This window comes from Pseudomonas sp. 008 (assembly GCF_016861935.1).
GTDB lineage: Bacteria > Pseudomonadota > Gammaproteobacteria > Pseudomonadales > Pseudomonadaceae > Aquipseudomonas.
Genome location: NZ_BOMA01000006.1, coordinates 22,805 through 46,463, shown reverse-complemented (window position 1 = coordinate 46,463; position 23,659 = coordinate 22,805). Strand labels below are relative to the sequence as shown.

The 23,659-nt window shown below is 65.4% G+C and carries 22 protein-coding genes; 4 read left to right on the top strand and 18 right to left on the bottom strand.

Translation table 11 applies throughout. The features are described from left to right. Nucleotides 1-143 precede the first annotated feature (143 nt). From JUI81_RS13820 to JUI81_RS13805, 4 genes are read right to left on the bottom strand one after another with little or no spacing between them, the layout of a single operon-like run. The gene (locus tag JUI81_RS13820; RefSeq protein WP_204124492.1) at nt 144-3,227 is read right to left on the bottom strand and encodes an efflux RND transporter permease subunit; all 3,084 of its coding nucleotides are present in this window, start codon (nt 3,225-3,227) and stop codon (nt 144-146) included. Next, a complete protein-coding gene (locus JUI81_RS13815; RefSeq protein ID WP_007704425.1) occupies nt 3,224-4,357 on the bottom strand; it encodes an efflux RND transporter periplasmic adaptor subunit in 1,134 nt (377 codons plus the stop codon). Before JUI81_RS13815 ends, JUI81_RS13820 begins: the two co-directional genes overlap by 4 nt. Next, entirely contained in the window at nt 4,354-6,087 is a 1,734-nt protein-coding gene (locus tag JUI81_RS13810; protein WP_204124491.1) for a TolC family protein, read from the bottom strand. The genes JUI81_RS13815 and JUI81_RS13810 overlap by 4 nt, the downstream gene beginning before the upstream one ends. Beyond that, the gene (locus JUI81_RS13805; RefSeq protein ID WP_032805134.1) at nt 6,087-6,677 is read right to left on the bottom strand and encodes a TetR/AcrR family transcriptional regulator; all 591 of its coding nucleotides are present in this window, start codon (nt 6,675-6,677) and stop codon (nt 6,087-6,089) included. Before JUI81_RS13805 ends, JUI81_RS13810 begins: the two co-directional genes overlap by 1 nt. Before the next feature lie 261 nt (nt 6,678-6,938). Between JUI81_RS13805 and JUI81_RS13800 the strand changes: the two genes are divergently transcribed. Beyond that, the gene (locus JUI81_RS13800; protein WP_204124490.1) at nt 6,939-8,864 is read left to right on the top strand and encodes a triacylglycerol lipase; all 1,926 of its coding nucleotides are present in this window, start codon (nt 6,939-6,941) and stop codon (nt 8,862-8,864) included. Nucleotides 8,865-8,994: 130 nt separating this feature from the next. On the opposite strand, the gene JUI81_RS13795 is transcribed toward JUI81_RS13800, so the two are convergent. Continuing rightward, nucleotides 8,995-9,528, bottom strand: coding sequence for a TetR/AcrR family transcriptional regulator (locus tag JUI81_RS13795; RefSeq protein WP_239077699.1), 534 nt, complete (start codon nt 9,526-9,528; stop codon nt 8,995-8,997). Nucleotides 9,529-9,727: 199 nt separating this feature from the next. Here JUI81_RS13795 and JUI81_RS13790 point away from each other — a divergent pair, with 199 nt between their 5' ends. Further along, a complete protein-coding gene (locus JUI81_RS13790; RefSeq protein ID WP_032805136.1) occupies nt 9,728-10,030 on the top strand; it encodes a ferredoxin family protein in 303 nt (100 codons plus the stop codon). Between the two features lie 201 nt (nt 10,031-10,231). Here JUI81_RS13790 and JUI81_RS13785 read toward each other — a convergent pair whose 3' ends face one another. After that, nucleotides 10,232-11,104, bottom strand: a complete 873-nt coding sequence (locus JUI81_RS13785) for an alpha/beta fold hydrolase (RefSeq protein WP_204124488.1) — start codon at nt 11,102-11,104, stop codon at nt 10,232-10,234. A gap of 78 nt (nt 11,105-11,182) precedes the next feature. On the opposite strand from JUI81_RS13785, the gene JUI81_RS13780 reads away from it, so the two are divergent. Further along, a complete protein-coding gene (locus tag JUI81_RS13780) occupies nt 11,183-11,767 on the top strand; it encodes a TetR/AcrR family transcriptional regulator (RefSeq protein ID WP_160924335.1) in 585 nt (194 codons plus the stop codon). 63 nt (nt 11,768-11,830) lie between these two features. On the opposite strand, the gene JUI81_RS13775 is transcribed toward JUI81_RS13780, so the two are convergent. From JUI81_RS13775 to JUI81_RS13735, 9 genes are all read right to left on the bottom strand, one after another. After that, nucleotides 11,831-13,810 carry a relaxase/mobilization nuclease and DUF3363 domain-containing protein gene (locus JUI81_RS13775; protein WP_204124487.1) on the bottom strand — a complete coding sequence of 660 codons (1,980 nt, stop codon included), beginning with the start codon at nt 13,808-13,810 and terminating at the stop codon, nt 11,831-11,833. Between the two features lie 448 nt (nt 13,811-14,258). Continuing rightward, nucleotides 14,259-14,846: a S26 family signal peptidase gene (locus JUI81_RS13770; RefSeq protein ID WP_204124486.1), complete on the bottom strand. Its 588-nt coding sequence runs from the start codon at nt 14,844-14,846 to the stop codon at nt 14,259-14,261. Further along, complete coding sequence (locus JUI81_RS13765; RefSeq protein WP_204124485.1) at nt 14,843-15,400, bottom strand: DUF2840 domain-containing protein; 558 nt, start codon at nt 15,398-15,400, stop codon at nt 14,843-14,845. The genes JUI81_RS13770 and JUI81_RS13765 overlap by 4 nt, the downstream gene beginning before the upstream one ends. After that, the gene (locus JUI81_RS13760) at nt 15,397-15,660 is read right to left on the bottom strand and encodes a chromosome partitioning protein ParB (RefSeq protein ID WP_204124484.1); all 264 of its coding nucleotides are present in this window, start codon (nt 15,658-15,660) and stop codon (nt 15,397-15,399) included. Before JUI81_RS13760 ends, JUI81_RS13765 begins: the two co-directional genes overlap by 4 nt. Continuing rightward, nucleotides 15,657-16,295 carry a ParA family partition ATPase gene (gene parA, locus JUI81_RS13755; RefSeq protein WP_003092312.1) on the bottom strand — a complete coding sequence of 213 codons (639 nt, stop codon included), beginning with the start codon at nt 16,293-16,295 and terminating at the stop codon, nt 15,657-15,659. The genes JUI81_RS13760 and parA overlap by 4 nt, the downstream gene beginning before the upstream one ends. 241 nt (nt 16,296-16,536) lie before the next feature. Continuing rightward, on the bottom strand, nt 16,537-17,382 hold the full coding sequence (locus JUI81_RS13750; protein ID WP_204124483.1) for a replication initiator protein A: 846 nt from the start codon (nt 17,380-17,382) through the stop codon (nt 16,537-16,539). Nucleotides 17,383-17,408: 26 nt separating this feature from the next. After that, nucleotides 17,409-17,693, bottom strand: coding sequence for an AlpA family transcriptional regulator (locus tag JUI81_RS13745; protein ID WP_001247107.1), 285 nt, complete (start codon nt 17,691-17,693; stop codon nt 17,409-17,411). 113 nt (nt 17,694-17,806) lie between these two features. After that, entirely contained in the window at nt 17,807-18,577 is a 771-nt protein-coding gene (locus JUI81_RS13740) for a DUF2285 domain-containing protein (protein WP_204124482.1), read from the bottom strand. Between the two features lie 342 nt (nt 18,578-18,919). Further along, entirely contained in the window at nt 18,920-19,267 is a 348-nt protein-coding gene (locus tag JUI81_RS13735) for a DUF2958 domain-containing protein (RefSeq protein ID WP_071602570.1), read from the bottom strand. A 291-nt stretch (nt 19,268-19,558) separates the two neighbouring features. On the opposite strand from JUI81_RS13735, the gene JUI81_RS13730 reads away from it, so the two are divergent. Continuing rightward, on the top strand, nt 19,559-19,852 hold the full coding sequence (locus JUI81_RS13730; RefSeq protein ID WP_071602569.1) for a helix-turn-helix domain-containing protein: 294 nt from the start codon (nt 19,559-19,561) through the stop codon (nt 19,850-19,852). Between the two features lie 312 nt (nt 19,853-20,164). On the opposite strand, the gene JUI81_RS13725 is transcribed toward JUI81_RS13730, so the two are convergent. The 3 genes from JUI81_RS13725 to JUI81_RS13715 form a co-directional block, all read right to left on the bottom strand. Continuing rightward, nucleotides 20,165-20,479, bottom strand: a complete 315-nt coding sequence (locus tag JUI81_RS13725; RefSeq protein WP_038862364.1) for a DUF736 domain-containing protein — start codon at nt 20,477-20,479, stop codon at nt 20,165-20,167. Nucleotides 20,480-21,253: 774 nt separating this feature from the next. Beyond that, a complete protein-coding gene (locus tag JUI81_RS13720; RefSeq protein ID WP_204124481.1) occupies nt 21,254-21,457 on the bottom strand; it encodes a hypothetical protein in 204 nt (67 codons plus the stop codon). 61 nt (nt 21,458-21,518) lie between these two features. After that, nucleotides 21,519-23,594 carry a ParB/RepB/Spo0J family partition protein gene (locus tag JUI81_RS13715; RefSeq protein ID WP_204124480.1) on the bottom strand — a complete coding sequence of 692 codons (2,076 nt, stop codon included), beginning with the start codon at nt 23,592-23,594 and terminating at the stop codon, nt 21,519-21,521. Between the last annotated feature and the right edge of the window lie 65 nt (nt 23,595-23,659).

The window sequence follows — 23,659 nt, the reverse complement described above, 5'->3', positions numbered from 1 at the left end:
TTCACCGTCTGCCTGACTTCCATCTCGTTTTGACGACCCGACGTCGTCTCGCACCAGTCCGGCCACACGCTGCTCGCCATGAAGGGAGGCGACGGACGTGCCGCGGGAGTGCTGCATCGTGGCGAGGGCCGCTGTGTCATCGTTCAAGCGCCTTCCGCGCCGGCGGTGGCGCGCTCGGTGTGTCGAAAGAATCCGAGCGATGCCAGCCATTTCTCGAACTTGTCCACGTACAGGAACACGGCAGGCACGACGAGCAAGCTCAATGCGGTCGATGTGATCAGGCCGCCGATCACCGCCATGGCCATGGGCCGGCGGAAGCTCGAATCCGCGCCAAGCCCCAGCGCGATGGGCAACATGCCGGCGATCATCGCGATGGTGGTCATCACGATGGGGCGCGCGCGCTTGTGGCACGCGTCCAGCAAGGCATCGTGAACAGACAAGCCGCGATCGCGCATGCCGATGACCGCGTACTCGACGAGCAGAATGGAGTTCTTAGTGACGATCCCCATCAGCATGACCAGCCCGATCATTGAAGGCACGCTCAACTGGCTGCGCGTGACCAGCAGCGCGAGAAACGCGCCGCCGATGGACAGCGGTATGGCCGAGAGAATGGTGATCGGCTGAAGAAAGTCCCTAAACAGCAGCACCAGCACGCAGTAGATGCACAGGACACCAACCACGAGCGCCATACCGAAGCCCGCGCCGAGTTCGGCGACGATCTCTGCATCGCCGGCCTCGACCACCTTCACGCTGGATGGCAGGGACTTAATCGAAGGCAGGTTGGCGGCTGCTGCTTGCGCCGTTCCAAGTGCGGTGCCCCCCAGGTCAGCCGAAATGGTGACGTTGCGAAGGCGGTCGTGGCGGTCGATCTGCGCAGGACCACTCTCCACGGACAGACTGGCAACGCTGGCAAGCGGCACCGGCCCGTCGCGGCCCGGTACGCGCATGTTGCCGATCGTGTCAATGTCCTGCCGTGCTGCATCGGGAATGCGCGCACGGATATAGACCTGCCGGTTGTCCAGGTTCAGGCGCGCGACCTGCGAATCGAAATCGCCGCTCGTGGCCACCCGTACCACGTCGCCGATCGCTGCGGTCGTCACGCCACGCTCGGCCGCGCGTTCCGGGTCGGGGCGGATGATGATCTCGGGACGTTCCAGGCTTGCGGTGGAGGCGATGCCCGTGAGGCCCTTGACGTCGCGCAGTTCGGATTCCACTGCCTCTGCGCTCGCCTTGAGCACCTCGGCATTGTCGCTGGCGAGGATGATCGAAAGTTTCTCCCCCGGCCCTCCACCACCAACAGCGAAGCGCGCGCCTGCAACGTTGAGCAGGCGCTCTCGCACAGCTTTCTCAATGACCTGCTGCGATGGCCGATCGCCACGCGGCCCCATCGTGAGCGTGAGCGACGCCCGCCGAACCTCGCCAGCACGCGTGCCTCCTGGCCCGGCACTCTGCGCAGTGCCCACCGTGGCGAAGACGTGGGCGATGCCATCCACATCGCTGACGGCCTTGCGCGCAGACTCGGCAACCGCCAATGTGTCCGCCATCGAACTGGCCGGCGGCAACTCGATGCTCACGGTCGTCGTGCCACTGTCGGAGGCCGGGATGAAGCCCGTCTCGATGAAGGGTACAAGGGCGAGCGAAGCGGCCAGAAAGATGACCGCGCCGCCCAAGGTGGTCTTGCGGTGCTTCAGGCACCAGCGCGCCGTTGCCATGTACCAGCGCATGACCCGGCCATCTTCCTTCTCGGGAATCGGCTCGGGCTTGAGCAGGTAGGCTGCCATCATTGGCGTGAGCAAGCGCGCGACGAGCAGCGACGCGAGCACGGCGATCACGGCGGTCCAGCCGAACTGCTTGAAGACCAAGCCGCCAATGCCGCTCATCATGGCGGTCGGCAGGAAGACGACCACCAAGCTCATGGTGGTCGCCATGACGGCCAGGGCGATCTCGGTCACGGCATCCTCTGCTGCCTTCCGGATCGATTTGCCCATGTGCCGGTGGCGCTCGATGTTCTCGATCTCGACGATGGCGTCATCGACCAGGATGCCCACGACCACCGCAAGCGCCAGCAGCGTGACGGTGTTGAGCGTGAAGCCCAGCCAGGCCATGGCCGCGAACGCGGGCAGGATGGACAGCGGTAGCGCGGTCGAGGCGATCAGTGTCGCGCGCCAGTCGCGCAGGAAGAGCCAGACGACGATCATCGCCAGGATGGCGCCTTCGTACAGCATCGCCATCGAACCTTCGTACTGCTCCAGCGTCTGGCCGACCGACCCAGAAATCTCCGTCAGGCTGAGCGCCGGATCGGCCTGCTGGAGGCCGGCCAGGGCCTCGCGAACGCCCTCGGCCAGCCGCACTTCGTCAAAGCCCCTGGCGCGATACACGCTGAAGCCGACCACGTGCTTGCCATCGAGCAAGGCCGCGTGCGTGGGATCAGCCTGACCATCGATTATGGTCGCGATCTGGTCCAGCCTGAAGCTCGTGCCGTTCGACAGCGAGATCCGCAGGCCCGCAAGCTCCGATGCTTGGCGAACCGTGGCGATCGTGCGAACCGACTGCTCCTCGCCGCCGAGCTGTCCGCGGCCACCCGAGGACTGCTGCTGTACCTGGCGCAACGCTCGGGAGACATCCGCCGCGGTGATGCCAAGGGCAGACATGCGCAGCGGATCGACCTCGATCCGAACCTCGCGTTCGATGCCGCCAAGCCGCTCGAACCGGCCAACACCGGACACGCCGAGCACGGTCTTGGCGACTGTATCGTCCACGAACCAGGAAAGCTGCTCCTCGCTGAGACGGGAGGAAGCGATGGCATAGGTGAGCACCGGAGCACCGACGCTGTTGGACGCGCTGACCGTCGGTTGCAGCAGATCAGGCGGGAGGTCGGAGCGAATGCCGTCCACCGCGTTCTTGGTCTCGATCAGCGCGTCCGACAGATTCTTTTCCAGTACGAATTGCACCTGGATCGACACCAAGCCATCCGTGACTGATGTGGTCAGATGGTTCAGCCCGCTCAAGGTCGCGAGCGCGTCCTCGACCTTGCGTGCGACCTCCGTTTCGAGTTGAGCGGGGGCCGCCCCCGGCTGCGACAACGCTACCGTAACCATCGGCAGATCGAGGTCGGGCAAGTCCTGCGTGGGCAGCTTCTGGAATCCCCACAATCCGGCGAGCGCCAGCAGCGCGAACAGCAGGATCGAGGGTATGGGATTGCGAATGGACCAGGTGGCGAAGTTCATGGCTTGGCCGCTCCTGCCGGACGGCCTTGGGAGATGCGCACCAGATCACGGTCCTTGAGGAACCCTGCGCCCTGGACGACGACGTGTTCATCTTTGCCAAGCCCGTCGGTGATCTCGACCTCCCGGCCATTGCGCCGGCCGACAGTGACGCTTCGCAGCGACACCCGGGGCGTTGCGCTGGCGTCGGCCAACGCGAGCACATGGCTGCGCCCATCGCGAATGACGACGCTCTCGGCGGGCACGACCAGCGCCGCGCCGCTCCCCAGCCCAAGGCTGCCGCTGGCGTACATGCCAGCCCGGGCCGAGCTACCTGGTCGGAGGTCGGCATAGACGATGGCCAGGCGCGAGGCGCTGTCCAGCACGGGCGAAGTCTGTCGAACGGTCGCCGTCGCGGTGTTGCCGTCGGGAAGTTCAAGCGTGACTTCCTGGCCGATCTTGACTTGGGCCAGTTGTCCCGCCGTCAGCTCGCCACGCCATTCCAGGCGCCCCTGGCGAATCATCCGGAACAATTCCTGGCCCACCGGGACGACGGTGCCAAGGGTCGCCGTTCTGGCGCTGATGACACCATCATCGGGCGCCCTGACGTCGGTGTAGCGCAGCCGTAGCGCATTGGCCGCGAGCAAGGCATCGGCGGTCTTGGATTGGGTCACGAGCTGCAGCACGTCCTGATCGCTCATGGCGCTGCTACGCTGCAACGCCAGACCGCGCTGGCGGTTGGCGGCCGCTTGATCGGCATTCGCCTTCAGTTGCGCGTGTTCCGCCTCCAACAGCGCGCGATCGAAACGGGCGATCACCTGGCCCTTTTTCACAACGTCCCCGACGTTGACGCGAACGTCGATGAGTTGGTAGCCGCCGATCTGCGAGCCGATGCTGGCTTCTTCCCATGCGGCAATCGCGCCGGTGGCTTTGATTTGCAGCGGCCAGGACACCTCGCGTGGCGCGGCGCTTGTCACGGTGAGCGCTGGCGTGGCGGCGGGAGTAACTTCGGCCGGGCTACGGTCGCGCTGCACGAAGACGAGCGCCAGCGCCGCCGCAACGACGGCGATGGCCCCGATGGCATACGCGACCCGGTTCCTGCGCAGGTGACCAGGAGTGGGCGAATTGCGGGGGTGCTCTTGTTCTGGGCTCATCTGCGAATACTTTCGTTGCGGGCGATAGGGGTATCGGTCGTCTTTCGGGTCACCGGCGGCTCCGGTGCCGCCGCCGACAGTGGCGGATTCCCTGCGGCGCGCACGAGGGAAACCCAGGATCGAGCGCGATCGGAAGCAGCCGAAATGGCGCTCTCTTGCGCGCTGTTGAACTGCCGTCGCGAGCCTTCCAGCTCGAACAGGCTGATGGCGCCGGCGCGATATCGGGCTTCGTTGGCTTGCAAAGCAATGCGAGCTGCATCGGTAGCCTGTCGGGACGTGCCCACGCGCTGCTGCGCCGACGACAGCGCAGCCAGAGCGTCCTCGACATCACGGGTCGCTGTACGCAGGGTGTCTGCCAAGGTCGCCAGGGCCGCGCGATACCGCGCTTCGGCGACATCGACGTTGGCCGCCCCCAGCCCCGCATCGAAGATGGGCACGGACACCGCGGCGCCGGCGGACCAGGTATCGAAATTGACCGTGGACCCCAGTGCGCGAATCCACTGGCCCGTCAGGAGCGCAGACAGATCAACACGCGGCAGACGCTCGGCACGGGCAACACCGATCTCGGCATATGTGGCGGCGAGTTCCCGCTCGGCTGACCGGACCGCAGGATGCTGGAGAAGAACGGTTGCCGGCAGATCCAGTCGGGATGACGGCGCGATGGGTACGATGGCCGCGGGATCATCGAGATGTTCGACTGCAGCGGATGCCGACGAATCACTACTGGGCGGCACGGAGGGAGATGACATCGCGAGGCGCCGAGCCTCGCCGTGCTGGAGGTGGACAATGGCCTGAAGGTCCAGGCGCGACGAGCGCGCGAGGGAGGCGGTGGCCGCGGGACCAGCCGGGCGGCTGATGGCTGCGGCTTGCGACGAGTCACCGCTAGGCGATACAAGCGGCGGCTGCATCGCAAGCTGCCGTACCGTCGCGGCCTCCCGGCCGCTAAGCGCGACAAGCGCGTCCACCAGGGTCGTGCAGGCCTCTTCCTGGCTGAAGCGATTGGTTCTCGCGGCGGCAAGATTGCTCAGTGCGCTGGCTTCTTCCACGGGCGCGACATTGCCAACCGCGAGGCGCTGACGGATCAGCGAAAGCTCGGTTTCACGAGAGGCGATGTCCTGGCCGCGAATCGCGAGGGAATAGTTGCAGGCGCGCAGGGCCACGACGCCGTCGGCGATCTGCGCGGCCAGGGACAGCCGGGCGTCATCGGCGTCCGCGTTGCGCGCATCGAGCCGGCTGCGGGCCGCGTCTTCCGTCGCACGGGCACGGCCCCAAAGATCAAGCTCCCAAGCAAGGCTGGCGCCCAAAGAACCCGTAGTGGCGTTGATTGTCTCGGCGCCGCCCGTCTGGCCCTGCGACTTGCCGCGCGACAGCGATCCGTTGCCACCAAGCTGGGGAGCGCGCCGGGCACGGCTCGCTCCCAGCCCCGCACGCGCTTCATCGACACGTGCGGCTGCTTGTGCAAGCGTGGGGTTGTCGATCAACGCCGAGGCGACGAGGGTGTCGATGGCGGGATCGCCCAGATGCGTCCACCAGTCCTCGCGCAACTCGGCGCCACCGACTGGCGTACCTGCCTTGGCGTTCGCCCAAGCCGTCGGCACATCGACGTGTGGCGTCGCATAAGGCGGCTGCGTCGCGCAACCACCGACGCAAAGCGCTGCGGCCATCACGCACGCCCCAAGCCGCGGTCCAGGGTGACCTTGGCGATGCGTCAGATCGTGCAGCGTCGCCATCACAGCTCGCGCACCAGTGAGAACGCTCTTGCCATGATCGGCCGCAGATTTGCCTGCCCACCGTCGGCGTACCATTCATCCAGGGCGGCCGTCCATGCTGACGTCGCCGCGCCCACGATGATGCGCGCCTCCAGCAGGCTCAGGCCCCGTTCGCCGTATCGCTCCACCAGCACGGCGGCAAGCACCACTTCTCGCTCCATCCGCTTCTCGCACTCCTTCGCGAGCAAGGGCGGTGCTTCCTTCAGGAGGCGCACCAGAGCAAAAGCCATGTCGGGATTGGCGTCATAGAGTTTGAGCACCGTCCCCAGCGTTTCGCAGACCGCATCCAAGGGGCGCTCCTCGGCGGGCCTGCCCCTCAACTCGTCGGCCAACTGAACGGTCTTTTCTTCATGCCAGGCAAAGACCAGATCCTCTTTGGTCTTGAAGTAGCGAAAGAAGGTGCGCCGCGCGATGCCCAGAGGGTCGACGATCTGCTCGATGGTGGTGTGGGTGAAGCCTTGCTTCAGAAACAGCGCGAGCCCGAGGTTGGACAACTCCCTGCGGGTGCTCTCCTTGTGTCTTTCGCGAAGGCCAGGGTTTTTCTGTGTCATGGGTGCATTCTGCCTTAACTGGCACTTGGTGCCAATACTGCATTATGCGCCAATTGGCACTTTGTGTCACAATGACTGAAGTTTTGGCTGAACCGCCCCTGTCGGCGTTTCATTGGCTTCAGGGGAGAGAAGCGCTATGGAAGACGTATCCCGAGCCACGGTTGAGCCGTGCGAACCCGGTCGCGCGCAGGCCACCAACGCCGACCCTCTCGGCTGCCGAGCCGCGCGCTGCGACCTTTCCGATATGCAGGAGGCGGCTTCATGAGTCGCCTTCGGCCCCCGTTTCACATACTGCTGTGGGTACTGCTCGTCGCGCTGCTGCCAGGCTGCGCGGTGGTGTCCGTTTCATCCATCTCACCCAAGGAGTACCTGGCTGAGCGACGTGGCGACGTGCTCACCACGGGCCGGCTGAGCACGGCCGCGCAGGAGGTGCTGCGCGTGGTCGGCATCGACGACTGCCGTGAACGCCAGGAGGCCTGCCGACAGACCCTGGCGCAGGCGAGCGGCATCACCGAGGAGCAGCGCCAGTCCGCGCTGTCCGAACTGTGGCTGGAAGCGGCACTCGCGGCCGACCAGGCGCCTGCCAGCTCGACCCGGCAAGCCCCGGCGCTGGACGCGTGGCTTGAAGCAGCGCGGCACGCCTGGGCCTACCTGTTTTTCACCGAGCGGCGCCCAGGAGAACGCGCGTTCGAGGACCGCCAGACCCAAGTGCGCGACTACTACAACTACGCCGTCGAGCAGACCGTGACACGCCTGTTCAACGCCCGCTGGCGCGAGCGGGTTGCCGCCACCCGCAACACCGGGGCTTCTGTCCTCCATCTTGGACAGTGGCGTCTAAGCAGCCACGTCGAGGGGTTTGCACGCACGCAGGGTGCGGCGCTGCCAGAGGCGCTGGTGACCGCTTCCTCGCTGCGCTTCTCCGGCCTGCGCAACACCTATCGGCGCGACGGCTTCGGCGCCCCGCTGGTGGCGGTCCTCCCGCCGCTACCAACCAGTCCCCCGGTGCCTTATACCGAGATGCGGTATCCCGCGATCACTGCGCTGATCACCTTCGAGGGCCGGAACCTGCAAGAGGTGCTGGGCACCCGCCGCGTGGATATTTGCCTCTACGATCCTTACCGCGCGAAGCAGATCGACACGGCCGGGGTACAGGCTCCGCTCGCGGCCAACTTCACTGCCGGTTATGGCCTTTGGCTCGCGCGCTCGGGCTTCGCCACACAAGCGCTGCGTACCCTGTTCGGCATGAGCGACGGCATCGTGCGACCGCAAGTCCAGTTGATGCAACCGTATGACCCGGAACGGGGGATCGTCGTCATGCTGCACGGACTGGCGAGCAGCCCGGAAGCATGGGTCAATGTGGCCAACGAGGTGCTGGGCGACGAGACGCTGCGTCAGCACTATCAGATCTGGCAGGTCTATTACCCAACGAACGCCCCCCTGGCCCTGAACCGGCACGCCATCGAGCAGGCGCTGACACAGACACTGGCCCACTTCGACCCCCAGGGCACGGCCCGCGCCTCACGCGACATGGTGCTGGTCGGCCATAGCATGGGTGGCGTGTTGTCGCGGCTGTTGGTGTCCGATGCAGGCCAGGCAATGTGGCCGTTGTTACCGTCGGGAGCGAAAACGCGCATGGCATCGGACCCGGAACTCCAGCGCGATCTGACCGCATATGTGGAGTTTCAGCCGATGCCGCAGGTCACACGCGCCGTTTTTATTGCCGCACCGCACCGCGGCACGCCCTTCGCCGAGAACCGGCTGGCACGCCACGCCGCCAATCTCGTCACCTTGCCTCTGGCCATGTTGGAGCAGGCGGGCGATCTGACGAGACGGCTGGCCCGGCTTTCTCCCCAGGGTCAGGGCAGCGAACCGCTGCATATCCCGAACAGCATCGACAACCGGAGCGACCGCGATCCATTCGTGCGTGCGGCTGCGCAACTGCAGATCAGCCCGAGGGTGCGCTACCACTCGATCATTGGCCGCGAACGTCCCGAGGACATACTGGCGCAGTCCAGCGACGGCGTGGTGCCCTATGCCAGTGCGCACCTGGAGGGCGCGTTATCCGAGAGGGTCATCACGTCATGGCACAGCGTGCAGGAAACGGCAGAGGCGATATTGGAGATACGCCGCATCCTGCTGGAGCATCTCCTGTCGGCCGCAGCCGATCTCCGCTGCGAGGGCTGTTGATAGGAAATGCAAAGGCCTTCGGCACGACACGAAACAGCCGGCGTGGAAAGCGCCGCCTTCGGAGCACATGCATACTCCAAGGCAGTGCTCCACGGTCAATGACAATACGGCGCGTCGCCCAGGATGATGATCACAGCTCGTGAACCAATGCGAACGCGCTTGCCATGATGGGCCGCAGGTCTGCCTGCCCGCCGTCGGCATACCACTCATCCAGCGCTGCCATCCACGCTGACATGACCGCACCAACGATGATGCGCGCTTTGAGGGGGATCAGACCCTGCTTGCCTTCTCGCTCCACCAATGCAGCAGCAAGCGCCAGTTCCCGGTCCATCCGCTTTTCGCATTCCTTGGCGAGCAAGGCCGGTGTCTCTTTCAGAAGGCGTACCAGAGCGAAGGCAAGCTCTGGATTCGCGTCGTAGCGCTTGAGGGTCGTCGCCATGGTTGCGCAAACCGCGTCCAAGGGGCGCTCCTTGGCGGGCCTGCTCTTCAACACCTCGACCAACTCCACAGTCTTCTCTGCGTGCCACGCGAAGACCAGTTCCTCCTTGGTCTTGAAGTACCGAAAGAAGGTACGCCGCGCGATGCCCAGGGGTTCGACGATCTGCTCGATGGTGGTATTGGCGAAGCCTTGTTTCAAGAACAGTTCCAGTCCGAAGTTGGACAAGTCCGTTCGAGTGCTTTGTTTGTGCCTTTCACGAAGGCTGGGGTGCTTCTCTGTCATTCAAATCGCTCTGATTTATGGCATTTAGCGCCATTAGAGCACAATGCGCCAACTGGCACTCGGTGCCACAATGAAGTAAAATTGGTCTTAGCACCGCTCTTCAAAGCCCCGCTGGGTAAACCATAACCCAGAGAAAGGACCTATGGAAAAAACACCGAAAGCCGCGGCTGAGCCGTGTAAGCATCCGCCTGGCAAGTTTGTGCCGGTCATCGATCGCAACCGCTGCGAGGGAAAAGGCGACTGCATCAGCGCCTGTCCGAAAGACGTGTTCGTGCTCGGTGTCCTTCCCAAGTCCGATCGAGACGGCCTCTCCTGGATTGGCAAGGTGAAGGGCTTTGCCCACGGTTGGAAGCAGGCCTTCATGCCGAATGCCAGTGCATGTGAGGCATGTGGCCTATGCGTCACTGCCTGCCCAGAGCGTGCAATCAAACTTGAGCGAGCTTGAACTGCTGTAACGTGCTTTGCTCCTATATTTCTTATCGCAAGCGCCTTAGCAAAAAGGTCCGCTAATTTTTCCCTTGCTGATCTAGATGTAGATATGGGCGCCGCTCGAAGAGCGGCAGATGTGCCGCTTAGAGCAGGGCATTGCTGCCGAAAGTGGCGCGAAGTAGTCAGCGAAGCGAGGAGCGTCAGTGTGGCGCTGTGTTCATCTCCGTTCGGCCCTGTGGGACAGACCCGCAAACCATTCCAGCGCGTCTTCCCAGTGCGATGTCGCTGATTGGCGGAAATAGCCCATATGTCCGAGCGCGCCGCCGGATTGGGAAGGATTTAGGTCCTTGCACGTTAATGGTGCATTCCGATAAGCCTCCATGAAGGCATCCCGCGAGGCTGGCATCGCCCACCGGTCGTCAAGCGCATTGGCAGCCACGATCGGCGTGCGCACCTCGGCGTAATTACGTTCGATGCCAGACATGGCAGGGTCGTCGAAAAAATAACGGGGAAAGCGGCACCAGTGCCGCCACTGGCGGTAGACATCAACGGGAAGATCCTCACCCATGCCCAGCATCTTCCAAGGGCAGTACCCCTTCCACCACGTCAGGACTGGAAGAACGAGGTTCCACATCGCCAGTACCCGCAGGCGTTCACCCATCGGCATGTAGCCATGCCAGCCCGCCCCCGTACCAAACACATAAAAGCCTGCCACTTTCTGGTGGTTGGGGAGCAACCCGAAGGCATGGCCGCCAAATGAGTGCCCGACGATGAATAGCGGCACCTGCGGATGGGCCATAGCATCGACCGCTGCTGCCAGATCGAGTCGCCCCCAGTCCAACAAGTCCATGCGGAAGTCCTTCAATGATCCGGGATGCGAGCGGCCGATCCCCCGATAGTCGAAGGTCAGGACCTCAAAGCCCCGGGAGGTGGCGAACTCGGCGAAGCGCTTGTAGAAGCCTTGGGGTACGGCGGTGGCGCCGGCAACGACCAGACATGCATGGGGTGGGATGTCTGGCACATACCGAGTGGCGCCGAGTACGTAGCCATCGGCGGCGGTCAGTTCAATCAGGTTCGAAGTCACGGCCATTTCACGTTATCTATGACGACTGTCATACTTGAATTCGCGAGGCTAGACTATGACGACTGTCTTAGCAAGGTTTTTGCCATGAGTCCTCGTCAAACTGACGGCCGCCAGCGTGTCGTGGCCGTGGCCGCCGAGATGCTGGCCCGGCACGGCTTGAACGCAACCAGCATCCGGGAGATGGCCAAGCGTGCCCAGGCGCCCCTCGGCTCGACCTACCACTACTTTCCGGGCGGCAAGCAGCAGGTGATTTCTGAGGCGGTGTTGCAGGCGGGTGCGCGAGTGCAGCGGCAGTTGGAAGGTCATTTACGCGACGGGCTCCGGCCGGGGTTGCGTGCGTTTTTGGGTTTGTGGCGCGAAATCCTGCTGCACTCTGATTTTCGCCAGGGTTGCCCGGTCATGGCCGCAGCGGTCGAACAACCGATTGAGGGTGAAGCGGTAGAAGCACTGGAGGCCGCTGCGCTGACGTTTGGCCAGTGGAAGGCGATACTGTCTGCATCACTGCAATCTCACGGACACACGTCCGTCGATGCATCCCAATTGGCCACTCTCATCGTCGCCAGTATTGAAGGTGCGATCGTGCTATGCCGCGCGGAGCGCAGCGTCGCGCCTTTCGATCATGTGGCACGACAGTTGGAAATCTTGGTGCACCCCAAAGGTTCAGGTTGATATCGTGAAGTATTCGCACCTAGCCCCGACGATCTTGCAACATGCAGAAGATGATGTGCGCTATCAGAGTTCAGGCCCGCGCTGCCGGCTAATCTCCCACAACGCGCCACCGCCGCGCACTGTCGCGGCGATCTGCTGCCCCAGCCGCTGTTCGATCACCGGCCGCCACGGCACCAGGCTGAATTCCTTGCCGTCATCAAGCATCGCGTAGCGCCCGCTGGCGAGCATGACGGAGCGCCGGTAGATGCCGGCCACGCGCTCCCCGTCCGTGACGGAGCGATGCTCCAGGCCGGTGTCGGCGGCAATGTCCTTCGCTGCCTGCGCCAGCTCCCGATTGCGCAACGTTTCCAGCAGATTCTGGGCAAGAATCACCCGCTGCCCGCGCCGCTGGGCCAGCCCCTCTTCTTCGAGGAAGTTGGCGCGCTGCTGCAAGGCTTGCTTGGCATCGCCACCAAAGCCCAGGTCGCCCAGCCCCTTGCCGCCGCCGATCAATTGCTGATCCAGCCAGGTCGCGCCGATTACCCGCGCCTGCCGCTCGATCGACAGATGCGATTTCAGCTCCACAGCCACGCCGCCCAGCCGTTGCGCGTCGTACTGGCGGCCACGCTCCGCCAGATCGTCCGGCACCTTCCATAGTCCGTCCGCCACACGTTCCACAATGCAGGCCCGGCGCAGGGATTCCAGCCGGCGAACGTGGGCCGCGACGACCTCCTGCGGGTCGCGGCCGGGCTTGGCTCGGCCTCGCTCGATCGCCAGGTGATGATCGGTGCGATACAGGCCATCGCTCGCCAGCGCGGCGATGTTCTTGTCGGCCGACCGCATCTCGGCGGCACCGCGTACCTCCACCACGGCTCCGGTCGCGTAGTTCGCCAGCTCGTCGCGGGCATTCAACGCGACGTAGTGGGCCTTGCCATCCACGCCGTCGATGACCAGATAGCCGCGGTCGTGCAGCTCGTCGGCCAAGCCCTTGCCGGCCACGCGGCCGATGATGGTGCGGCCATCGTCGCCCGGCTCGAACACCGACAGCTCGCGCGGCTGGCCGCTCATCGCCCGCTGCATGGTGCGGATGATGTCGCCGCGCTCGCCCAGGGCGCGCAAGGTCTTCTCCGCATCCGCATGGATGGCCCAGGTGCCAGGCTGCACTTCGTCGGCCAGGCCCAGGCGCTGCAAGCGTTGCAGGCGGCCGATCAGCAGCAGGCGCTGGCGTTGCAGCCGGGGTTCGTTCAAGCGCTCGATCCGCACTCGGCCATCGTCGCCGACCTCGCGCTGCAATGTGCGGTCGATGCTCGTCCACCGCTCTTGCTCCACTTCGCGCTGCAAAGTCTGCTGGATCTCCAGTTCGGTGCGCGGCCCCAGCCATTCCGTCGCTAGCTCGGCGGCCCGATGGCGGAAGCCGTGGGCGATGTAGTCGCCCGCGATGATGAGGTCTTTGCCCGTGTCGTCGCGCCCGCGCACGATCAGGTGGGTGTGCGGGTTGTCGGTGTTCCAGTGATCGACCGCCACCCAATCCAGCCGCGTGCCCAGGTCGGCTTCCATGCGATCCACCAGATGCCGGGTGTAGGTGCGCAGGTCGTCCAGTTCAGCCGCGTCCTCCGGCGAAACGATGAAGCGGAAATGGTGGCGGTCATTGGAGCAGCGTTCCTTGAAGGCATCGAGGCCGGCGGTGTCGGTCTGCGGCCCGTAGGCTTGGCCCAGTTCGCCGTCGCGGCCCACGCCATCGCGTTCGACGTAGCGCAGGTGCTTGGCGAGCGATTGCGGACTGGCCCGTTGGTGATTGACCAGCAAGGTCTTGATGGTCACGCGCCGCGACATGGGCGTTAGCTTCGCCCCGGCAAAGCGCGCCGCCGTATGGCCGCGCCCCAGGCGCGAGCCAGGCCGCTGGCCGGTGCCGGCCGCCCCAGGACGGCGCACCGCCGACTTGCCGCTGCTGGCTTTGCCGGCCTGCTTGAGCACCTTGGAAACGAAGCTCTGCCCCTGGCCCTTGCCCCGGTTCTTCGGGGCACTGGGGCGCACCCGGAAATCGTCGTCGCGGCGGTCGGTCATTGCCGTTCTCCCTGCAAGCCCTGACGAGTCCTGTCGTGCGAAGCACGCGGACATGCCTGCATTGGCGCGACCCTCGCGCCCCACGCGGCACGGCGGCGAAGCCGCTCCGTGCCGCGCCCCCCCCATGTGCAGACAGGCTTTCGACGCGGCCCGGTGCCGCGTCCTTTTGTCTTGCCTTCCGCCTTTGCCCCTCGCTCCCGCTCCGGGCATCGGCGGCCCGGCGGCGCTGCTGTACCAGCAGCCAGCCCGCCGGCGAACACGCCAATGGCCGCAGGCCAAGCGCGTTCGAGGCAAGACGCCTGCACGTTGGACGGCTGCGCCGAAGGCAGCGCGAAGTGCGGTGCGAATGCACCCGCACTGCACGCGCGACGACACGGCGACGAACCGTAGAACGACATGCCCGATGGCACGATGAGAGGCACGGCCACGTGCAGCGAGTCGGCGGCCATTATGGACACGACTCCAGCCAGATCGGATGCGCAACGCCGATCGCGGCGGATGCACTGACCGGCCCGAAATAGCGGCTGTCGAACGACGCCGGATTGGTCACGCTCAACAGGAACAGCTCGCCCGGTTCGAGACGGCGGCAGAGCTGCAAGGATGGCAGCGGCCGGCCCAGCCGGTCGGCAGGCAGTGCGGCGGCCACCGGCACGCCGTCGATGCGAACCTGGCCGGCGACGATGCAAACGTGTTGTGGCGCGACTGCACCTACACGTTTGAGCAGCGGAACGCGGGTCGGCAGGTAGCCGCGCTGCGCAGCCAGCATGGCGGCCCTGTTGGGCAGCGGCACCAGCACGATGCTGTCCACGGACAACGGACGTGGCAGCGAGGCGGTGCGCGGGTCGAACGGTTCGATGCGATACCAGCCGACCGCCACGCTGTCGGACGGGTTGTAGGTCAGGCGCGGCAGCGGCGACACGAACGCCGCCCAGGCCAGCGCAGCGAGGCCGACGGCGGCGAAGCCGGCCAGCACGAGGCGAGCGCGCAGGCGCGAGCGAGGATGCGGCACGGGGCCGGTCGTGGAAATCGTGGTCATGGCAATGTCCTTCCGGCCAGCCAGGCGGCGTGCCGTTCTGCGGTGTATGTGGGTAGCGGCGAGCGCGCTGCGAGCCGGTTCGCGAGCGTGCGCCAGTACGCGGGCGATGTGTCTGCGGCTGCGATGCCCAGCGCCTCGATGCCGTCGATGCGTTCCAGCACGGCGCGCACGTTGGCATCGCCTTCGGCGTGCAGCAGCAGACGCGCGCCCGGCTGCACGCCGGGGATGCGCTGAACGGCGTCCAGCGGCGTGGCGGTCTGCATCACCATGAGCTGCCAGCGGATCGTGCCGTAGTCGTTGGCCTGCCAACGGATGCGGCACAGAACCGCGTTCGGCAGGAACACGGCGCAGCGCCGCCAGCGGTCGAGCTGGAGCGTGCGCGCCGGTTCGCCGAAGCGCAGGTAGAGCTTGAAGCGCGGTTCGATGTAGGCCAGCGCCACGCGCGTCAGCGGCACGTTGCCGGCCTGGCCGGCGAGTGTCGAAGGCGCTGGCGGCGGTGCAGCCGTGGGCGCACTTGCTTTGGGGGTGTGGGCGGTCGAAGCGGATGCGTTCACGGCGTGCCCTCCGTGGGAAACTCCCGCTCCAGCAGGCCGCGCAGCAGTTCGGCTACGGTCACGCCTCGCGTGAAGGCCGACACCTTGATGCGCGCCCGCATGGCGGGCGTGATGTCGAGCGTCAGTCGAGCGGTGTAGAGGTCGCCTTTCTGCAAGGCATCTGCGTCGCCCTGGCGAATCCACGCTTCGGCGTGCGGATTCGCTGGGGGGCGCGCACCGATGCCGACGCGCTTGCTGCGTGGTGATGGCTTTCCAGTCATGTCGGCCACCGCAGCAGTTCGTCGGTGAGCGCGGCAATCTCGCGGGCAGCGGCGCTGTCGGGCGCGGTTTCGCGGGCAAGCCGGCCAGCGGCCACGCTGTCGGCAAAGACGATCCGCTGGTGGATCTCCGAGCGCAGCGCGGGCAGCGGCTGTTCGGCGAGTGATTGCCGCGCCTCCCTGCCGATGATGGTGGTGCTGACGCGCCGGTTGATGACGAATGCCGCGCGCAGCGCTGGCCGGAACACCTGCGCTTCGCGGATCAGTGCGACCATCTCAGCGGATGCCCATACGTCGTAGGGGCTGGGCTGCACGGGGATCAGCACGCGCTCGGCCGCCAGCAGCGCGGAGCGCGCGAGGGCGGCGATGCGCGGCGGGCCGTCGATGATGATGTGATCGGCCCGCCTAGCGAGTTCTGGCGCTTCCTGATGCAGCGTTTCGCGGGCAAGGCCCACGGCGCTGAACAGACGGGGCAGGCCCTGCTGGCTACGCCGCTGCGTCCAGTCGAGCGATGACCCCTGCGGGTCGGCATCTAGCAGGATGACATGCAGGCCGCGCATCGCCAGTTCGCCGGCGATGTGCGTGGCGAGCGTGGTCTTGCCTACGCCGCCTTTCTGGTTGAGAAACGCGAAGATCATGGCGCGGCCCTCCGAGCTGGAAAGCCGGCCTGGCCGTGCCGTTTCGTGGTTGTCCACCGAAACGGCGCGCTTCTACTAAAAGTTATGTATTTCTTGTTAGGTAAGTTAGAGGGAACGCAAACCCGCGCCGTTGTTGGCTTTCCGGCGTTTTCGTACTCCTGATAGCACGAGAGTCGTACTCCTGATAGCACGATACCCGGTACTCCTGATAGCACGAGGCCGTCCACAGGTTCTCCCGCAGTTATCCCCGTGCCGTATGCGGCACGGGCCGGAAGGTCAGCAACTCGGTGTTGTCGTCCGGCATCCGCTCGATGCCGAGGACGTAGCCGGGCAGCGACTGCCGCGCTACCAGGGCGCGCACGTCGTAGGCGAAGTCCGAGAAGCGGGCCGCGCTGCCGGATTTGCGGTACAGGTGTCGGAAGTCGAATTGCCAGCCGTGCTCCTGCCGCCCGCCATGCTTGCGCACCAGGCGGTACAGCCAGCGTTCGATACCGCCCTTCAAGCGGAAATAGGCCGGGTCGATGGTAAGCACCAGGGCGGCGTCGAGCACGCCGGCGTAGAACCAGTCCGGCAAGATCAGCTCGATGCCCAGCGGCGTGCCGCTGGCGTCGGCCAGTTCCTTCCACTCGTTGATCCACGAGAAGCGATGCAAGCGCCTTCCCGTGGTTTCGCGGATGGACGTGGCCACCGTGGTCGATTGCAGTCGGTCGAGGGCGGCCTTCAGGCGCTGGTAGTCGTTGAGGGACGTGCCGCGCCCGATGAAGCGCAGAATCTCGTAAGGCGTGGCGCGTATCCAGCGCGACGGGCGCAGGCCCGCGTCGCGCGCCTCTACGATCTGCGAGGCGGCCCATATCAGCACGTCGGCATCCCATATCGTTGCGATGCCGTGCTCCTTCGTGCCTTCCACGCGGATGGTGACGTTCCCGCTGCGGAAGTCGATCGGCGCCGTGCGCCGCGACTTGGCAAGCGAGAAGAACGGAAAGGCCATCAAGTCCTGGGAATCGCGTGGCGCCATGTCGCCCGGCAGCGCTCGGAACAGATCGAGCTGTTCGCGCTGCGGCAAGGCTTGCCCTGGCGGGCTGGACATGGCGAAGGCCACCCACGCGCCGACGGTCAGCGGCCATCACGGTAGTCGCCCGCGTGGCGCTCGGCGTATTCGGGATCGGACGTGGCCTCGTAGCTGCGCTGGTCGGCCCAGGCATCGAGGTCGGACACCGCGTACATGACGCGGCGGCCGAACTTGCGGAACTTGGGGCCGCCGCCGATCACCCGCTGCTTCTCCAGCGTGCGCGGCGACAGCCGCAGATAGTCGGCGGCTTCGTCGTTTGTCAGGTAGCGTTGAGGCTGCGAGGTCGCAGTGACGGCAGCGGCGGCAGGCCGCGAGGGAGCAGGTCGCATGGGATGTACCTCCATCAAACCCGGCCACACCACGCGGCCGGATAGAGGCACTCTCAAGAAAGCAAGGCTTCTTGCTAAGGGACGATTCGCACGGGTCGAGAAACGTCCCCCCCCTAATGCGACGGGAACATTGGAAGCTGCGCTAGTCGGCGGTAGCCGCCGTGCATCAGCTCATCGCCGCGGCATACCAGCCGCCGCACGCGGGCACGCAATGCACTGTCTTTGTGCCAGTCGGCCGCGACGGCATCCGCGCCGAACAGACCTTCGGCCACCTCGCGCAAGGAGGCTCCCGCGAGGGTCGCGTCGAGCGCTTGCAAGGTATGCAGTTCCAGCAGCGCGGCGGGCGTGGGGCGAGAGCGGGCTGTTGCCACAGGCGCGGCCACGGTTGCGGCAGATAGCGCATCCAGCTTGGCAGCGAGCGTGCGGTAGCGCGCACAGGGCGTAGCGCAGGCACGTGCGGCGTAGAGGTAGGCCGAGCCTTCCTCCAAATCGGGCGCGAGTGCCAGCCGAACGCAGCAGCCTGGCCAATGCGATACGAGCATCAGGCGCTTGCCGTCGTGGGTCAGTTGCTTGCGCCCAGGAATGCGCCAGAACTCGAAGGTGTGCGCATTGGGCGGTGGGTCGGCGTCGGGGTATAGCTGCACCACGGCATCGTGATCGGGGAACCAAGCAGGATGTGCATCGCGCGCATCCAGGCCGGGATCTTCCAGCAGACGCAGGCCCCAGGCCTGCGCCGCGTCTGGCTTGCGACGCCGGCGTAGCCAGTCGCGCCGGTAATTTGGATTCCTGCGCAAATACTCCCAAGCCAGCGCCGGGCCATCTAGGTGCAGCGTGTAGAGATACGCCGCCGTGGGATACCAGTGTTGGCTGCTGCGGTCAGTCATGGCGAAACCTCCCTGTTTCTGGGAACGTCGCCACAATTCCGCTGTGCGGGAGCTATCGAATCGCCATCAAGTGGTCATCAAACTCGGGTTACGCTTTAGCTGCTGGTGTCAAGACAGATTCGCTCCAGTGCATTGCTGAAATCGTCTAAGTGCGACGACTGCACCGCCCGGAAATGGGGTGCAGCATTGAACACCGTGCCGGATCGCGCGCCTGGGATCATGACTGTTTTGGTCAGGGGTGCACCACCCTGGTGCAAGCATGCGGATCAAGACTTGCCAGGTCTTGGCTAAGACCGAAATAGTCACAATGCGATACTTTTGGCCTGGTCGCGCTGGAATGTGTCAATCGGTGATTGAACCGTTCTCCTGAGCCAGTCGAACGTATTCCGACAGCGGCCGCGTCGGCTGGAAATACCGATCTCGCATCACCGGCTGCTTGTGCGGCCCGATGATGGACGCCAGATCAGACAGCTTTACCGTCCCCAGCACCGGCATTCCGATCCCGAGGTCGATCAGGCCGTAGGCCGTATCGCCATCGGTCGGATCGAGCGCGGCCAGTAGCCACGTCGCATGTGCGTCCGGTGTGAACAGGCGCACCACTGGCAGCGGGTCGCATTCCTGCCCTGTGGTGCGTGTGAGGCCGTGGGCCAGCAGCTGCACCCGGTCTTCCTCGGTGACAAGCGTGGTCAAGGTCGCGCCCCTTCCACGAATACACGCAATCGCCGAGGCGCATCTGTGCGTGCGTGCGGACGGACGCACAGATGCGCAAGTGCACCAATCCGCAAAAGCGGAGAGGCACGAAGGCGTATGGGTGGAAGTCAGGAAAGACACGGATGCGGTTCCCTGGGTCTGAGGAAATCCGCAGATGCGGATCTCTGTAAAAGCACGGAAAAGGAAAACAACATCACCAAATGAACACTATAGATTGTAGCACTATAGGGCGCAATGGGCTGTCATCTTGTTTTTTGGGGGAAACCATAGGTGGCAGCGAAGAACTCATTGGCAGCGGCGATTCGGACGGTAAGGAAGGCGCGTGGTTTGAGCCAGGAAGCGTTCTCCAACGTGTCCAGTCGCACCTACATGAGTACGCTGGAGCGCGACCTGAAAAGCCCAACTATCCAGAAGCTAGCCGATCTGTGCGAGGTCATGGAAGTGCATCCGCTCACGCTGCTGACATTGGCTTATGCCGGCGACAGCACCCGCGAAGCCGACCTTTTGCTGGCACAGGTGCGCCAGGAACTTGGGGCGCTATGGGAAGAGCCCGACACGCCGTAGCGCGTTGGCGTGTGGCGCTGAATTGCAGCAAGCGGAGCGCGCAGCGCCACAGGCGCGGAGACGTGAGGGATTGAAGCCGTATGGCGGTGACGGCTTGCCGGCACGGGGCGAAGCCCGAAAGCCCGGCGGCGCTTACAGCGCCGACACGCCATAGATCGCTCGTTGACACGGATTGCGAGCCACAAGGCACCCATGCAGGCCCGCCCTGATGGGCGTGTCCAGCACGCGGCAGCGGCAGAAATCCTGCGCGAGCGGTGCTGCAATCAGCAGCATCGCGCCCCGCCGCAGTGGGCGGGGCGCGCTAAGCGGCTGTCAGGCCGCCTTGGGCTTGTTGCGCGACCAGATCAGGTCGTGCGTGCCATCCTCGTTCTCGATCAGGCGGGCATAAACGGTTGCCGGGAACGAAGGATCGTCGAGGCTCACTGACAGGTAATCCCGCCCAGCCTCGCTGGTCTTCTTCCACGCCGCGCCGATGTCGTGGCCGACCGCCTGGAGGCGGAAGTCCGGGGCGCTCTCGGCGTCGCCCTTGTCGTTGGGAACCAGCTTGACCTTGACGTTGAGCGTCAGGGTGCGAAGCGTGCCGGTGAAGCCGTCTTTCTCTGCGGTGAAGGTGCCGATGTTAGCCATAATGTTTCTCCTTTCGGGTTGAACAAGGTCGCGCCAGTGCGTCCTTGCTGTGATCCGGCCGGTGGGGGATGGGCTGGTCGCACCGCGCAGCGGTCGCAACAACGTGGAGAACCCGGAAGCGAAAAGAATTTGTCCCGCGAGGAATGCGCGCAGCGCAGGGGAAATTGTTTTCGCTGCAAGGTTGCGGCCATGAAGCCCAAGGCGCAGCCGCGCCACCGCCAGGATTCACAACAAGACAAGGACGCACAGGCCGCCCGCTCCCGAATGGAGACGTGGCCAACTCGGCATCCCCGCGTGACGGCTGCACCGGCTTGCGCCCTGACGCGGGCCAGTCAATGCCCCGACGACAAGGCCAGAGCGCCCCTGCCGCAGCTCACGGCCACATACTGAGGCGTGGTGTGGAAGCTCCATTGAAGCGAGGCCGGGCGGCGTGTCGGTGAACCGTCTTTCGTGACGTACAGACAACGAACCGCCAGCGTCGGGGACGGCACGCTTTCGTGCAACCTGCCGCAGCGAGCCGGGGCGTAGCCACACCAGCCCCGCCCATTGCGGCGGGGCTCGGTCGAATCGTTGGCGGCGCGATGCGCCGCCACACTTGCTGGCTTCGTGGATTTCGCGCACAAGCGCCCTTGTGCGCGGCCCCATCGCCGCCTGTCCGAAGGCGGCGATGGGGCGTTTTGGCTTTGAGCAGTGAAACCGGGCGCGGCCACCGCCGCGCCCGGAGTTTTCGAGCACCGGCCCCAAGGCGGCACGGCTTGGGGCCGGTGCGGCTCGTTATTCCTTGGTTTCGATGATCCACCACACGGCGCGCGGCAAGGCGCGGCCCGTGAGGGGATGCAGATCGGTCAGGTCGGCGCGGGCCGTCCAGCCACGCGGCGGACGGTAGCCGCGCACGTCGCCGTGCCAGCGGCGGGCGCGCACCGTGCCGGAGGCATAGGTCGCAGCCATGCGGCGGCGGTTTTCGGGTTGGTGGGTCATGACAGGTATCCTCAACATGAAGCGCCCCGGCCGGAACCGGGGCGCTATCTACGGTGCGAAGTCACGCGGCCAAAGCCTCGGCCTGCGGCTGGTCATCCGCCACGGCGGCCGCTTCTTCCTGTGCTTCGGCTTCGCCATCCGCCGGCGCGTCCTGCACGGCCTGCTGCGGGCCTTCGATGCGGAAGATGGCGGGCATCCAGCCGGTGCCAGCGGCCAGCCGTTCGGCTTCGCTGGCAATGTCGCCCTTCTTCAACTTCGCCAGCCGGGTGGCGTGCGAGGGCGCGAACTCGCGCACGGCTTCAAGAATCGTGGTCTTCGGCACATGCCGGAAATAGCCCTCATTGGTGGGCTGCCACCACGCGGCCATATCCAGCCCCACGGCACGCGCCAGTTCCGCGCCGGGCTGGTGCGGCGTGGCGCGAGGCGTCACCACGTCCGCCGTGGAAGCTACGCACACGGCCAGCAGCCGCACCAGTTCATCCTGTGACTTCACCAGCAGCGCGGCGAACAGTTCGGCGCTGTCCTCCGGCAAGGTTTCGCCTGCCACCTGTTGCAGTTCGCGCAGCGCCACGGCGGCGGGTGATTCCGGCCAGTCCGGGGCCATGCCTTCCAGCCGGTCTTGCACCGTGAGGCGCACGCCCAGCGGCAGCTCGTGGCCGTAGTGGCTTTCCTGCAAGACGGTCTGCACCATGCCATGCACCACGGCGGCCAGCGCGGCTTGCGGATGCCGGGCCACTTCGATTTGCAGCGCGGCGGTACGGTGCGCGCTCAACCGCTGCGCCAGTCGGTCGGACATTGTGGCGGTCTTGGGCTGCTCGTCGTCCTCGCCTTCGCCTTCGTCCTCGTTCGCGGCTTCGCCTTCGCTGCCGAAACCCTGCCGCAGCCGTTCCAGCGTGCGCAGTGCCTTGGCCTCCGCTTCGCGCAGCAGCCCGCGATGAATCGCGGCCTGCCCGTCGCGGTCGATGGTGACGATGGCACCGGCTGCGGCTTTGACATTGGCCGCATAGTCCAGCAAGCTATCGTCCAGCGCCTGCAACTGCTCGCCCAGGCGTTCGCCTTCTTCCTGCAAGGCATCGGCCTTTTCCTCGTCCTCGTCATCCAGCGCGGCATCCACCGCCTCGGCCAGTTCGTGCAGCTTGGTTTGCAGCTTCTCGATGCGCTGCGCGTCGCGCTTGTTCGGGCTGCGGCGTTCCCTTGGAGCACGCTGGAAGGCTTGCAAATCCGCATGGGTCATGCCCGGCGTGGCATCCACCCACGCCCAGCCCTCGGCCTTCACCATGGCGGCGATACCTGCCAGCTTGTCTTGCGCCAGCCGTTCCAGCAGTGCGGCATCGGTCAGATACACGCCTTTGTCGCCCTCCGCGAACAGGTCGCGGCGAATGCCACCGCCTTCCTGCTCGTAGCCGTCCAGCCCGACAAAGCGCACCAGCGGATGCCGGTAGGCGTCGATTTCGCGTTCGGTCAGACGGTCGCGCAGGTTGTGCGGGCTGCGCTGCCATGTCGGCGCACCGTAGAACGCGGCTTCCTGCGCGGCGTGGTCGTCGGTGATGGCAAGGGCCATCAACTGGTCAAGGCTCACGACCTCGGCGCGATAGTCGGCCAGCAGGCGCGGCGAGACGTTGGCAAGTTTCAAGCGGCGCTGCACCACCAGCGGCGTGACGGAAAAATCCGCTGCAATATCCTCGATGCTGCGGCCTTCGCCCACCAGCGCGGCGAACGCCTCGAACTGGTCGGCGGGGTGCATGGCTTCTCGCTGCACGTTCTCGGTCAGGCTGGCCGTGCGTGCGGTGCCATCGGCCACCAGCAGGCAAGGCACCTCCCATTCCTTGCTGATGCGGTGCTTCTTCCCCAGCAGCTTCAACGCTGCGAGGCGACGGCCACCGGCCACGACTTCGTAATGCTCGCCATCGGCGGCGGCAATCACGATGAGGTTTTGCAGCAGGCCGACACGCTGGATGCTGGCGGCGAGTTCGGGAATGGACATGCGCGGGGTCTTGCGCACGTTGCGGCCAGTGGGGCGCGACACCAGCCGCGACAGCGGAACCAGAATCAGGTTCTTGGTCGGATCAGCGGCTTCCAGCGGGATAGCGGCGGCGGTGTTGATGGCGCGGGCTTCGGTTTGGGTAACGGCGTTCATGGTGATAACTCCTATCTGTTCAGGGATGCAGCAGCGAAGAAAGCGACAAGGGCTGCTGCCTGCCC